At 64.2% G+C, this 13,310-nt stretch carries 12 protein-coding genes; 4 read left to right on the forward strand and 8 right to left on the reverse strand.

The window, feature by feature from the left end:
- Window positions 1–65: 65 nt before the first annotated feature.
- Window positions 66–1,679, forward strand: coding sequence for an FMN-binding glutamate synthase family protein (locus GTP55_RS08740; protein ID WP_202423626.1), 1,614 nt, complete (start codon window positions 66–68; stop codon window positions 1,677–1,679).
- A gap of 248 nt (window positions 1,680–1,927) precedes the next feature.
- On the opposite strand, the gene GTP55_RS08745 is transcribed toward GTP55_RS08740, so the two are convergent.
- The 3 genes from GTP55_RS08745 to GTP55_RS08755 are packed head-to-tail and all read right to left on the reverse strand — an operon-like array spanning window position 1,928 to window position 4,395.
- Entirely contained in the window at window positions 1,928–2,218 is a 291-nt protein-coding gene (locus GTP55_RS08745; RefSeq protein ID WP_161044542.1) for a DUF6587 family protein, read from the reverse strand.
- A gap of 1 nt (window position 2,219) precedes the next feature.
- The gene (gene feoB / locus GTP55_RS08750) at window positions 2,220–4,124 is read right to left on the reverse strand and encodes a ferrous iron transporter B (RefSeq protein ID WP_161044543.1); all 1,905 of its coding nucleotides are present in this window, start codon (window positions 4,122–4,124) and stop codon (window positions 2,220–2,222) included.
- A 4-nt stretch (window positions 4,125–4,128) separates the two neighbouring features.
- The gene (locus tag GTP55_RS08755; protein WP_161044544.1) at window positions 4,129–4,395 is read right to left on the reverse strand and encodes a FeoA family protein; all 267 of its coding nucleotides are present in this window, start codon (window positions 4,393–4,395) and stop codon (window positions 4,129–4,131) included.
- 257 nt (window positions 4,396–4,652) lie between these two features.
- On the opposite strand from GTP55_RS08755, the gene GTP55_RS08760 reads away from it, so the two are divergent.
- Both GTP55_RS08760 and GTP55_RS08765 read left to right on the forward strand, forming a co-directional pair.
- Window positions 4,653–4,877 carry a (2Fe-2S)-binding protein gene (locus GTP55_RS08760; RefSeq protein WP_161044545.1) on the forward strand — a complete coding sequence of 75 codons (225 nt, stop codon included), beginning with the start codon at window positions 4,653–4,655 and terminating at the stop codon, window positions 4,875–4,877.
- Window positions 4,878–4,879: 2 nt separating this feature from the next.
- Window positions 4,880–5,590 carry an energy transducer TonB gene (locus GTP55_RS08765; RefSeq protein ID WP_161044546.1) on the forward strand — a complete coding sequence of 237 codons (711 nt, stop codon included), beginning with the start codon at window positions 4,880–4,882 and terminating at the stop codon, window positions 5,588–5,590.
- 3 nt (window positions 5,591–5,593) lie between these two features.
- Here the strand turns inward: GTP55_RS08765 and GTP55_RS08770 are convergent, their stop codons facing one another.
- Complete coding sequence (locus tag GTP55_RS08770; protein WP_161044547.1) at window positions 5,594–6,130, reverse strand: pyridoxamine 5'-phosphate oxidase family protein; 537 nt, start codon at window positions 6,128–6,130, stop codon at window positions 5,594–5,596.
- Window positions 6,131–6,360: 230 nt separating this feature from the next.
- Between GTP55_RS08770 and bfr the strand changes: the two genes are divergently transcribed.
- On the forward strand, window positions 6,361–6,837 hold the full coding sequence (gene bfr / locus GTP55_RS08775) for a bacterioferritin (RefSeq protein ID WP_161044548.1): 477 nt from the start codon (window positions 6,361–6,363) through the stop codon (window positions 6,835–6,837).
- On the opposite strand, the gene GTP55_RS08780 is transcribed toward bfr, so the two are convergent.
- The 4 genes from GTP55_RS08780 to GTP55_RS08795 are packed head-to-tail and all read right to left on the reverse strand — an operon-like array spanning window position 6,838 to window position 13,280.
- The gene (locus tag GTP55_RS08780) at window positions 6,838–8,172 is read right to left on the reverse strand and encodes an MFS transporter (protein ID WP_161044549.1); all 1,335 of its coding nucleotides are present in this window, start codon (window positions 8,170–8,172) and stop codon (window positions 6,838–6,840) included.
- Window positions 8,169–9,125, reverse strand: coding sequence for a PfkB family carbohydrate kinase (locus tag GTP55_RS08785; RefSeq protein WP_161044550.1), 957 nt, complete (start codon window positions 9,123–9,125; stop codon window positions 8,169–8,171). Before GTP55_RS08785 ends, GTP55_RS08780 begins: the two co-directional genes overlap by 4 nt.
- A complete protein-coding gene (locus GTP55_RS08790) occupies window positions 9,122–10,963 on the reverse strand; it encodes an alpha-amylase family glycosyl hydrolase (RefSeq protein WP_229257829.1) in 1,842 nt (613 codons plus the stop codon). The genes GTP55_RS08785 and GTP55_RS08790 overlap by 4 nt, the downstream gene beginning before the upstream one ends.
- 16 nt (window positions 10,964–10,979) lie before the next feature.
- Entirely contained in the window at window positions 10,980–13,280 is a 2,301-nt protein-coding gene (locus tag GTP55_RS08795) for a TonB-dependent receptor (RefSeq protein WP_161044552.1), read from the reverse strand.
- Window positions 13,281–13,310 lie beyond the last annotated feature (30 nt).

Here is a 13,310-nt window from a genome sequence, read left to right on the forward strand (position 1 = left end):
CGGGATGGATTCCAGCCGGAAACAGCAGTACACTCGACAGTTCAACAGCCGCCGCCGGAGTATTCATGAATTTGCTGTCACCACGCTATCTCGCCTTCAACGCATCCGTCATCACCCTGCTGGCCTCGCTGGCGTTAAAGGCGCCGTGGGAAATTACCGCCGTCGCTGCCGCCCTGACCATCGTCGGCATCAGCGACCTGCTGCAAACCAGGCGCGCGCTGCGCCGCAACTATCCGATCCTGGCGCACTTCCGCTTCTTCTTCGAATCGATCCGCCCCGAAATCCGCCAATACCTGCTGGAAGACGACACGGTGGCCGAGCCGTTCTCGCGCAACCAGCGCAGCATCGTCTACCAGCGCGCCAAGCAGGACAGCGACAAGCGCCCGTTCGGCACCCAGCTCGACGTCTACGCCCCCGGCTACGAATGGATCAACCACTCGATCGCGCCGGCGCCGGAACAAGATCCCGACTTCCGCATCGAAATCGGCAACCACCCGGACTGCCCGCGCGCCCAGCCCTATTCGGCCAGCGTGTTCAATATCTCGGCGATGAGCTTTGGCGCGCTGTCGGCCAACGCCATCCTGGCGCTCAACGGCGGCGCCAAACAAGGCGGCTTCATGCACGACACCGGCGAAGGCAGCATCAGCCCCTACCACCGCCAGCACGGCGGCGACCTGGTGTGGGAAATCGGCTCCGGCTACTTCGGCTGCCGCAACGACGACGGTACCTTCTCGGAGGAGCGTTTCGTCGCCAACGCCAGCGCGCCGCAGGTCAAGATGATCGAACTGAAGATGTCGCAAGGCGCCAAGCCGGGCCACGGCGGCGTGCTGCCGGGCGCCAAGGTCACCATCGAAATCGCCCAGACGCGCGGCGTGCCGGTCGGCCGCGACTGCATCTCGCCATCGCGCCACTCGGCCTTCAGCACGCCGATTGAAATGCTGGAATTCATCGACCGCCTGCGCACCCTGTCCGGCGGCAAGCCGACCGGCTTCAAGCTGGCCATCGGCCACCCGTGGGAATTCTTCGGCATCGTCAAGGCCATGCTGGCCACCGGCATCGTGCCGGACTTCATCGTGGTCGACGGCGGCGAAGGCGGCACCGGCGCCGCGCCGCTGGAATTTACCGACCACGTCGGCACGCCGCTGCAGGAAGGCCTGCTGCTGGTGCATAACACCCTGGTCGGCGCCAACCTGCGCGACAAGATCAAGATCGGCGCCTCGGGCAAGATCATCACCGCGTTCGACATCGCCCGCACGCTGGCGCTGGGCGCGGACTGGTGCAACTCGGCGCGCGGCTTCATGTTCGCGCTGGGCTGCATCCAGTCGCAAAGCTGCCATACCGACCGCTGCCCGACCGGCGTGGCGACGCAGGACCCGGGCCGCCAGCGCGCGCTGGTGGTGCCGGACAAGATCCAGCGCGTGGCCAGCTTCCACCAGAACACCATGGAAGCGCTGGCGCAGCTGATCGCCGCCGCCGGCATGACCCATCCGTCGCAACTGCGGCCGCGCCACCTGGTGCGGCGCCTCTCGGAAAACCAGGTCAAGCTGGCCTCGGCGCTGCTGCCCTACCTGGAAAAAGGCGAACTGCTCGACCCGAGCCAGCTGTCGCGCCTGCCGCCGGTGTTCGGCCAGTACTGGCCGATGGCGCAAGCCGAGTCGTTCGATCCGTACTGCGGCTGAGTGCTACTTGGGGAAGGGCCACGTTATCCCGTCAAACTCCGACGCAGCAGCAAGCGAAACGCCTGCTTTCGCTTGCTGAGAAAACGGCACGGTACGGGTAATGCTGTTAAGTTAAGCTGAAATTTCACATCGTCATTCCCGCGAAAGCGGGAATCCATAGCACGTCTGCTGAACAAACGCGGTATGGGTTCCCGCTTTCGCGGGAACGACGTCGCTTGACTGAATGGCATTAGCGCGGTGCGGGCGGCTTAACGCTGCACGTGCAGCTTGATCACGCGCTGGTGCGCTGCGCCGGAGGATGCGTTGGTCTTGCTCGGTGTGGTGTCGCACGAGCCGCAGCTGGAGCAGCCGCCGTCGCCGTCATCGCCGCAACCGCCGCCGCCCTGCGTCTTGAAGAACCTGGCCAGCCTGGTCTCGTTGAAGCCGCGTTTGCCCAGCGTGTAGACAATCCGCCGGCGCCACGCCACCGGCAGATACTTGGTGCTGAAGTGCAGCAGCGCCGCCGCCACGATCAACGCCACAATCATCTCTTGCCACATATTAGCCTCCGATAACAGCCAGCGAAATCCGGTACGTCAGGAACGACGCGATGTAAGCCAGCGCGAACATATAGCCGGCCATCAGCAGCGCGTAGCGGGTGCTGCCGGTCTCGCGGCGCACCACCGACAGCGTCGACAGGCACTGCGGCGCAAACACGTACCACGCCAGCAGCGACAAGGCGGTCGGCAAGGTCCACGAGGCCGAGATGATCGGCTCCAGCGACTGCGCCAGCGCCTCGCCGCTTTGCGACAGCGCGTACACCGTGCCCAGCGCGCCGACCGCCACTTCCCGCGCGGCCAGGCCCGGCACCAGCGCGATGCAGATCTGCCAGTTAAAGCCGATCGGCGCAAAAATGTATTCGAGGCCGCGGCCCAGCAGGCCAGCCAGGCTGTAGTAGATCGGCGGATGCGTTGCGCCTTCCGGTGCCCCCGGGAAGGAGCTCAGGAACCACAGCAGCACCATCAGCGTCAGGATCACCGTGCCGACGCGGGTCAGGAAGATCTTGGCGCGTTCCCACAGGCCCAGCGCCAGGTTCTGCAAATGCGGCCAGTGGTAGGCCGGCAGTTCCAGCATCAGCGGCTGCTGCTGGTTGGCGCCCAGCGTACGCTTGAAGAAATAAGCCACCGCCATCGCCGAGAAGATGCCGGCGAAGTACAGCACGAACAGCACCAGCCCTTGCAGGCTGAGGAAACCATACACTTCGCGCTCGGGAATGAAGGCGGCGATGATCAATGCATACACCGGCAGCCGCGCCGAACACGTCATCAGCGGCGCGATCATGATGGTCACCAGGCGGTCGCGCGGATTTTGAATCGTCCGCGCCGCCATCACGCCGGGAATCGCGCAGGCAAAGCTGGACAGCAACGGAATGAAGGCGCGGCCCGACAGGCCGACGCCGCCCATCAGGCGGTCCAGCAGGAAGGCCGCGCGCGGCAGGTAGCCGCAGTCTTCCAGCACAAGAATAAAGAAGAACAGGATCAGGATCTGCGGCAGGAACACCAGCACGCTGCCGGCGCCGCTTAATATGCCGTCCACCAGCAGGCCGCGCAGCACGCCGTCCGGCATCGCCTCGCGCACCACGGCGCCCAGCTGGTCGACGCTGTCCTTGATCAGGTCCATTACCGGCGTGGCCCAGGTGAACACCGCCTGGAACACCAGGAACATCAGCACCGCCAGGATGATCGGACCGAGCACCGGATGCAGCACCACGTTGTCCAGTTTCTCGGACAGCGCATCGTCGGTGGCGGCCGGCGCCTTGACGGCCAGGTCGAGGATGCGGCGCACTTCGCGCTGCGTGTCTTCCACGCTGACGGCGTCGATGGCCGACAGCGGCTGCGGCGTACCCGCGGCCAGTGGCAGCATCTGGTCCAGCGCGCGCAGCAGCGACTTTTCGCCGCCGGCCTGCACCGCCACGGTTTCCACCACCGTCATGCCCAGCTCCTGCGCCAGGCGGTCGGCGTCGATAACGATGCCGCGCTTTTTGGCCACGTCCACCATATTCAGCGCCAGGATCATCGGCAGGCCGAGTCGTTTGATTTCCAATACCAGGCGCAGGTTCAGGCGCAGGTTGGTGGCGTTGACCACGCACACCACCACGTCCGGCGCGGCGTCGCCCTTGCGCAAGCCGGCCACCACGTCGCGGGTGATTTCTTCGTCCGGCGTGTGGGCATTCAGGCTGTAGGCGCCCGGCAGGTCCAGCACACGGAAGGCGTTGCCGGCGCTGGTGGTGAAGGCGCCTTCCTTGCGTTCGATGGTCACGCCGGCGTAGTTGGCCACTTTCTGGCGCGCGCCGGTCAGACGGTTGAACAAGGCGGTCTTGCCGCAATTCGGATTGCCCAGCAAGGCCACCATCGGCGTGCGCGCCGTGGTCGGCGCCTGCGACACCTGCTTATCTACTGCACCCATGTTTTTATTCCGGTTGAATCGAGACCAGCGCGGCTTCAAAGCGGCGCAATGCAAATGTGGAGCTGCCGACTTTGATCGCCAGCGGTTCGCCGCCCGGCATGCCGCGCTTGAGCATGCGAATTTTTTCGCCGGGCACAAAGCCCAGTTCCATCAGGCGACGCGACAGGGCGGCGCCGCCATCGGCGTCCGCGCCGGGAGAGACATGCACCACGGTGGCGGTGGCGCCGACCGTCAGGGCATCGAGGGTAGTCAGGGAAACAGCGTGCGTCATGGCAAAGTCCAGTCGAGAGGCCGCTGGCAAGGTGGCTGCGGCGCGACCGGCAAGGCCGCAACGTTGCGTTCCTGCCGGAATCAGATACTAGCATTATAAACGGTAATGCGAATGACTTCTATTTAGCTTGCATACTGTTGAAAAATCGGGCAGTATACGTTTAATGATAATGATTCGCATTAAGTTGCTGGCAATCATGTCAGAAAAGTCTTAATCAAGCCTTATTCGTGTTTTTAGCCTAGCCAGAAGGTGCATCAATGATTGTTTGTGTCTGCAACAACATCTCCGATCGCGAAATCCGTCAAGCCATGGAATTGGGAATCACCTCGATGGACGAGCTGCGCGACGCGCTGGGCGTAGCCACCTGCTGCGGCCAATGCTTCTCCTGCGCGGAAGAAATCCTCACCGAACAACTGGCTGCGCAAGCCGCTGCCGTCAACCTCCAGGAAACTGTGCTGAAACGCCCAGTCTTGACCAGCTAATCATGAATACAATGACCTACAGCCGGACGGCGTCGCCGCTGTCCGCGGATGACCACGGCCGCGCGCTGGAATTCAAGCGCCGTACCCGCAAGCTCACCCCGCTTGCCGCGATTGTGCTGGGTCATGTTGTTGTGTTTTATCTGGCTTATTCCGGCATGCTGCGCTCGGTCACGCATGCGATCATGCCGCAGGTGGTGACAGTGACGTTCGTGGCCTCGCCCGAACCGCTGAAAGCGCAGCCGCAGCCGAAGGAAGTGCCGCTGGTGCAGCCGAAGCAAACCTTTGTGCCGCCGCTGCCGCTGGTGAATATCGTGCAGACCGAGCCGACCATCACGCTGCCGCCGCCGCAACCGCGTCCGGCCGAAGCGACCACGGCGCATGCCGCGCCGACCGTCGCGCAAGTCGCGCCGCCGGCGCCGCCAGCGCCATCGACGCCAAAGACCGTGTCGGGCGTGGAATACGTGCGCGCACCGTCGCCGGTCTACCCGAGCATGTCGCGCCGCATGGGCGAGACCGGTACCGTGATGCTGCGCGTGCTGATTGGGGAAAAAGGCAATGCGGAACAGGTGACGGTGCAGAAGTCGTCCGGTTCCAGCAATCTGGATGAAGCCGGCCGCCAGGCCGTGCTGCGCGCCCTGTACAAGCCGTTTATCGAGGACGGCAAGGCCGTCCCCGTGTACGTGCTGGTGCCGATTAACTTCCAGCTCGGTTAAGTCTTACAGGTCCAGCCGGCCCTCGATGGAGTCATCGAGGGTTTTGCCGATCACGGCGCCGATCAGCATCTTGACGCTGGCCACTGCCTTGCCGTGCTTGGTATCCCAGTAGTAGCCATAGGTCGGCGCAAACTTGATCAGCGTCACACGCGGATCGTCCTCGCCGCCGGTGAACCAGGTCTTCATCGTAAAACTCCACAGCTCCTTGATTTTGACCGGGTCGCGCAACACCGTGGCGATGCCTTCCAGGTGCATGAACTCGGAGTGCGCCGAACCCTGGAAGTACAGCGTGGCCGACGGATCGGCCGCCAGTTCCTGGTTCTTCAGGCTGTCGCTGGCGGAGATGAACCACAGATTGCCCAGTTCATCGACTTGCAGCGCCGTCATCGGCCGCGCATCGCCCGGACCGCCTTCGGCATCATTGGTGCAGAAGAAGCAGCCGGGCGTACTGTCGACGAAGTCGCGGATCTTGTGAACGGCGTCTTCGCCGATCAGGTCCTGGTGGTTGTGTTCGGGTTGATTGGCGTTGATCGAATCCATGGCTTAGCTCCTGAAGGTTGAGCTTCCATGGTAGCGGCAGCCGCGCGCCGGCACCGTGAGATGACGCACACTGCCCCCACTACGAACGCTAATAGTTTTCATTTGCGCCAGCACTCTCAATCACCGAACTTAGAGGGTAGATCACCGAAATTATCAGATATTCCGGCCACATAAATCGATAATTCGTGGCACAATGGCGCCATTCGCAAACCATCACAGAAAGACATGCCATGAAGGGCGACCAAGAAGTCATCCGCTTGCTCAACGCACAGCTGACCAATGAACTCACCGCGATCAACCAGTACTTCCTGCACGCCAAGATGTACAAGCACTGGGGCCTGGAAAAGATCGGCAAGAAAGAGTACGAAGAATCGATCGGCGAGATGAAGCATGCCGACAAGCTGATCGACCGCATCCTGATGCTCGATGGCCTGCCCAACCTGCAAGCCATGCACAAAGTGATGGTCGGCGAGAACACCGAAGAGATGCTGAACTGCGACCTGAAGCTGGAAAAAGGCGCCCAGATCACCGTCAAGGAAGGCATCGCCGCCGCCGAGAAGGCCGCCGACTACGTGTCGCGCGACCTGCTGCTGATGATCCTGGAAGACACCGAAGAGCACATCGACTGGCTGGAAACCCAGCTGGACCTGATCGGCAAAGTGGGCATCCAGAACTACCTGCAAAGCCAGATGAGCGCCGACGACTGATTACTGCGTCGCCGTTTCAGCCAGAGGCCGCAAGCTCGCTTGCGGCTTTTTTATTTTCACCGCCAGTACCGCCACCGCGCCGCACAGCATCAGCACCCCGGCCAGGCGGATCACGTTTTCCGGATTGCCGCCCAACAGGCTGCGGTAATACAGCGGCAGCGTGAAGATCTGGATGATCATGGGTATCACAATGAACATATTGAAGATGCCCATGTAGACCCCGGTGCGCTCCGGCGGAATACAGCCCGCCAGCATCACGTACGGATTGCCCATGATGCTGGCCCACGCCAGGCCAATGCCCACCATCGGCACGAACAGCAGCGCCGGCGTATGGATCTGCGGGATGCTGAACATGGCCACGCCGGCCAGCGCCAGGCACACGCTGTGCATGATCCTGGGCCCGTAGCGGCGCGTGAACGGCACCAGCGCCAGCGCGCCGATAAACGCAATGAAGTTGTAGAACGCCCCCACCTGCCCGGCCAGCAGGCCGGCGTCGCGGAAGCCCTGCGAAGCCTGGTCGGTGGTGCCATAAATCGTGGTCGACAGCGACAGCATGATGTACTGCCAATAGCAGAACATGGCGTACCACTGGAACAGCTTGACCCACGCCAGCTGGCGCATGGTGGACGGCATCTCGCGCACCGCGCTGGCGATGTCGCCCAGCGCATGGCGCCAGCCCGCCGGCCGGGCGCGCATCGCCAGCAGTTCCGCCTCGCTGAGCGGATTTTCCTTGGTGGTCTTCAAGGTCCACAACACCGACGTGATCGAGAACACCGCGCCGATCATGAAGGCGACGATGACGATATGCGGAATATGGCTGCCGTTGACCGCATCCTTGTTCATGCCCAGCCACACCAGCAGCGACGGCGTCAGATACGCCAGCGTTTGCCCCAGGCCGGTGAAGGCGCTCTGCGTCAGGAAGCCGATCGAATGCTGCGCCGGTTGCAGCTTGTCGCTGACGAAGGCGCGGTACGGCTCCATGGTCACGTTGTTGGCGGCGTCGAGTATCCACAGCAGGCTGGCCGCCATCCACAGCGTGGGACTGAACGGCATCGCCAGCAGGCCCAGGCTGCACAGGATGGCGCCAATCAGGAAGTACGGCGTGCGCCGTCCCCAGCGCGTGACGGTGCGGTCGCTCATGGCGCCGATCAGCGGCTGCACCAGCAGGCCGGTCATCGGCCCCGCCAGCCACAGATACGGCAGGCTGGCCTCATCGGCGCCAAGGTATTTGTAGATCGGACTCATGCTGCTCTGCTGCAGGCCGAAACTGAACTGGATGCCGAAGAAGCCGATGTTCATGTTGACGATCTGCCAGAACGACAGCCGCGCTTTCATGACGCGGCTCCCGGCCGGATCGCGCCGCGCTGCCAGCTGGCGATCCACGGCGCGTAGAAGCCGGTATCGGCCGGCACCGCGCCGGACACGCCGCACATGGCGCCGGCAAACGCATTCGCGCGCGCCAGCGTCAGCGCCATCGGCCAGCCCTGCGCCTGGCCCAACAGGAATACGGCGGAGAAGGCGTCGCCGGCGCCGACCGTGTCGATGATGCGTTCCGGCGGGTGGCATTCATGGTTGGCGGCGACCGCGCCGTCGGCGCTGAAGTACAGCGCGCCGCGCTCACCCAGCGTGACGATCAAGCCTTGCAGGCCGAAGGTGCGCATCAGCGTCAGGCAGGCGTCGCGTAGCTCCGGACTATCGGCGGCGCCGGTGCCGGGCTGGGTGTGGGTGTACCAGCGGAACAGATCCTTCAGTTCATCCTCGTTGACCTTGACGATGTCGGCCAGCTTCAGCGACTCGTGCGCAATCCGTTCGGTGACCTGGCCTTCGCGCACATTCAGATCCAGATAGCGCTGCGCCGGCGTCGCCTCCAGCATGGCGCGCAAGGCGGTGCGCGACTGCTCGTGGCGCTGCGCCAGGGTGCCGAAGTAAATCACCTCCGGCTGGGCGGCGGCCAACGCCGCCAGTGCCGGCGCGGTGTCCACATAATCGTAGGCCTGGTCGGGCAGGATGATAAAGCGGTGGCCGCCAGCATTGCGCTCGACCACCACGCGCCCGGTGGCGCCGCGCTCGTCGACCTGCAGTGCCGCTTCGCTCATGCCGAAGCGCGCAAATTCGTCGCAGATCAATGCGCCGTTGTTGTCGGCGCCAATCCGCGTGACCATCAGCGTGGCGACGCCAAACGCCGCCAGGTTGCGCGCCACGTTGAACGGCGCGCCGCCCACCACCTGCTCGGTGACGAAATCGTCCACCAGCGCTTCGCCGAAGACGGCCACGGTATGTTTGCTCATGCTGTCGCTCCACGTTCCAGCCAGTGCATTGTGTATGGCGCCAGCGTCAGCGCGCCTTCCAGTATGCTCCCGTCCAGGCAGTCGGTCCAGCGGCCTGGCAGCGCATAGGTCTGCGGCTGGCCGGAAAAATTCATCAGGGTCAGAAAACGTTCACCACGCGCCAGCGCCAGCATCCCGTCCGGCGCATCCTCCAGCAGCGTGCGCGGTGCGCTGGCGGCCAGTTCATCATGCTGGCGACGCACCCGCACCAGGCGGATCAGCGACTGGTACATCCGGCCGGCGCTGGTGCCAGCGTAGTCGCGGCCCTTCCAGCGCGCGCGGTCGAATTGCGGGCGTTGCAGCCAGCGGCTGTCCATCGCGTGCTGCGGACGATGCAGGTAGGTGTAGTCGTTCTCCATCGCCAGCTCGTCGCCCATGTACAGCACCGGCAATGCGCCAAAGCTCAGCGCCAGTCCATGCAGCAGCAGCAGGCGTCGCATCGCCAGTTCACGCGCCTCGTCGCTGACGGCGGTCTGCAGGCCCACCAGCGAAGCGGCCATGCCGTTGCTGCCGTGCGCCGCGTTCGGATCGGTGCTCTGGAACGCCGCGCCGGCGGCGTAGCTGCCGTCGGCGCCGGCGAAGAAGCGCGCCGCGCGCGCCAGCCGCGCATTCGGTTCCTGGCCATCGGCCGCCGCTTCGGCGCGCAGCACGTTCCAGCCGATATCATCGTGGCAGCGCACGTAACTGAGCCAGGTGGCGGCGGGCGGCAGCCCCGGTGTGTTGCGGATCACTTCGCGCAGCACGCCGGTGCCCTGCTCCGACAAGGCCAGCCAGCCGGCCGCCATCAGGCTGCTGTGGTAGGCGATGTGGCATTCGCGCGCATCGGCGCTGCCCAGGTAGGCCGGCAGTTCGCGCGTCGGCACGATGGCTTCCGCCTTCAGCAGCACACCCGGCGCCACGATGTCGACTATCGCGCGCAGCGCCTGCAGGATCTGGTGCGCCTCCGGCTGGTTCATGCTGTTGGTGCCTTCGCGCTTCCACAGGAAGGCGGTGGAGTCGAGCCGGAATACTTCGATGCCGCGGTTGGCCAGGCGCAGCAGCGTGGCCGCCATCGCCGCGAACACCGCCGGGTTGGCGTAGTTCAGATCCCACTGGTAGGGATAGAAAGTGCTCCACACCCAGCCGCCCATTTCTTCCACCGGGACGAAATTGCCCGGCGCGACTTGCGGGAATACCTGGCCCAGCGTGCGCTCGTAACGGTCCGGCATCTCGCGATCAGGATAGACCAGGAACATGGCGCGCGCCTGTTCGTCGCCGGCTTTGGCGGCAACGGCCCACGCATGGTCGTCCGCCACGTGATTCAGGATGAAGTCCGAGCACAGGCTGATGCCGGCCTCGCGCAACTGCGTGGTCAGCGCCAGCAGGTCGGCATTGGTGCCGAGCGCCGGTTCCACCTCGTCGAAATTGGACACCGCAAAGCCGCCATCGTTCTCGCCCTGGCGCGCGCGCAGGAAAGGCAGCAGGTGCAGATAGCTGACGCCCATCTCCTGCAGGTACGGGATGCGCTCCGCCACCCCATTCAAATCGCCGCCGAAGTTCTGCACATAGGCGCAGTAACCCAGCATGCGCTGGCTGAGGAACCACTCCGGCTGCGCCGCGCGCTGTTCATCGAGCGCACGCAGCGCCGCCGGACGCGCCGCATACAGCTCGCCCAGCGATGCCATCAGATCGCCCAGCCATGCGTCGAAGTCCGGCTGCCCGCCATACAGCCCGGCCAGCAGCCGGCGCAGCACCGGCTCGTACGCGGCCAGGCGCGGCAATGCTTGCAGGCGCAGTTGATCGGGCAGGACCGCGAGCATGCGGGACGACGTTACGTTAGAAGGCATAAGACAGGGAGACTTTCGCGGCGCGGCCGGAGATCGAACGGGCGGCATGGCCGTCGCTCTCAACTTCGGTGTAGCCGATCTTGTTGAACAAATTATTCACGCTCAGCGACAGCGTGGCTTTCTCGGTCAAGCTGTAGTTGACGAAGGCGTTGACCACTTCATACGCCGGCAGGATGATGATGTGCGCATCGTCGCCCCACGACTTGCCGGTGCCGATCAAGCTGGCGCCGACGACCGCTTTGTCGAAGGTGTAGGTCGGCGCGATCTGGTAAATGTATTTGGCCTGGCGGCGCGGCGTGTTGCCGATGTTGGCCACATCCGCCGCAGCGGTGCCGGTGATCTTGGCGTCGGTATAGGTCATGCCGCCGGTGATGCGGAAGCCGCCCAGGTTGTAGGCGCCTTCCAGTTCCACGCCCTTGGCGTCGTATTTGTTGGAAGTGCTGCGCTGCGTGGTGGCTTCGTAGTTGCTTTCGTCGGTCTTGGCCTGGAACAGCGTGACGAAGGTGCTGATGCCGCCGCTGCGCCATTTGACGCCGCCTTCGACCTGTTTGACGGTGTTGATGTTGATCGGCGCGCTGCCATCCAGCGGCGTGCCAAACAGGATACGGTCGGCATTGAAGGCCACGCCGTCGCTGACGCGCGCAAACAGCGCCAGGCTTTTCGTGATCGCGTAGTTGCCGCCTACCGAATACGAGTTGTGGTTGATCTTGTAGTCGACCAGTTGCTCAGTGGCCGGATCGTAGCGCAGCGCTCCGCCGTTGGCCGCGCTGGCGGTGGCGATGTTGGCGGTGCCGGTGGCGCGCTGGCGATCCTGGCGCACGCTGGCGTCCAGGTTCAGCGGGCCGGCTTCATAGCCGACGTTCAGGTAGGGCGAGGTCAGTTTGTATTCCATATCGACCGCGCGCGAGCAGCAGCCGCCGAAGGCCGGTCCCACCAGGCCGGGCGTGGTGCTGGCGGTTTGCAGCAGCGCCGGTTTGGCGCCGGTTTCCTGCATCAGGTATTCGTTGAAGTTCCAGGTCAGCGCCAGCTTTTGCGTCGACAGGTACAGGCCGGCGGTGGTGGTCAGCTTGCTGCCATCAGCCAGCTTGAAGGTCTTGGCCAGCTTGGTGTCGTTCAGCGTATTGCCGGCATCGTCGATCGAGGTGTTGAACACCACGGCGGAGAAGGCGCGGCCGTTGTAGGCCTGGCCCTTCTGCGGACCGGTGGCGAACACGTAATTGCCCTGCGTGCCGCTGTTGCCGGCGAAAATGCCGCTGAAGCGGCCGCTGTTGCTGGCGGCGCGGAACTTGTCGCTCAGGTTCCAGCCGTCGCCCAGATCGAATGAGCCTTCCAGGCCCAGCGTATCGCTCTTGACGTGCAGGCCGTCGTTGATGTTGGTCGAAACCGGCGTGTTGTTCTTGCCGAGCGTGACATCGCGCACCCAGTACGGCGAATAGAAGCTGACCGTGCGCGGATCGATGCCGGGGATTTCCTGGATCTGGTGGTTGACCACGTTCACCGGTACCGGCAGCGCGGTCGGCGCCTTGTCGTCCAGGTGCTTGAACGACAGGCGGATGAAGCCGTTGTCCAGTTCATGCGTGACATTGCCGCGAATCTGGCCGCCGTCCTCGGTGCTCATGCCGGTGTTGCGCACGCCTTCGCCGGTGCGGTAGCTGCCGCCGATGAAGAAGCGGGTCTTGTCCGAGATCGGCGCGCCGTAGTCGAAGTCGTAGCGGGTTTCGTCGTAGCCCAGGCCGCGGCTGATGCCGATATGGCCGCCCTTCTCTTCGCCGGTCTTGGTGATGAAGTTGACGATGCCGCCCGGCGCATTGGTCGCCAGCGTGGAGGCCGAGCCGCCGCGCACCACTTCCAGGTGGTCCAGCGTGCCGTCGATGCGCACGAAGCTGTCCGGCGTGGCGAAGTTGAAGTCGCCGAATTGCAGCACCGGCAGACCGTCTTCCTGGATCTGCACATAGCGCGCGCCGCCGGCCGAAATCGGCACGCCGCGCACCGTGATGTTGGCGTTGCCCTCGCCGCCGGACGATTCCGAGCGCACACCCGGCACCGAGCGCAGCACTTCGGCGGCGCTGAGCGGCGCGGCGTTCTTGATGGCGTCGCCTTCGATGGTGGAGATGGACACGCTGGTCTTCATCTTGGACGAGGCGCCGCTGGTGCCGGTGACCACCACCCGCTCCATGTTCAGGCCGTCGGCCGGCGGCGAGGTTTCTTGCGCGGTAGCGCCGTTCATGTGCAGCAGGGCAGTTGCGACAGCGGCAGCGATGCCGCCCAGTTTGAGGGTGCGGTGTTCCATGTGTCGTCTCCAGTATTTTTTGAGCCTGCT

The organism is Duganella margarita, assembly GCF_009857535.1.
Classification (GTDB): domain Bacteria; phylum Pseudomonadota; class Gammaproteobacteria; order Burkholderiales; family Burkholderiaceae_D; genus Rugamonas; species Rugamonas margarita.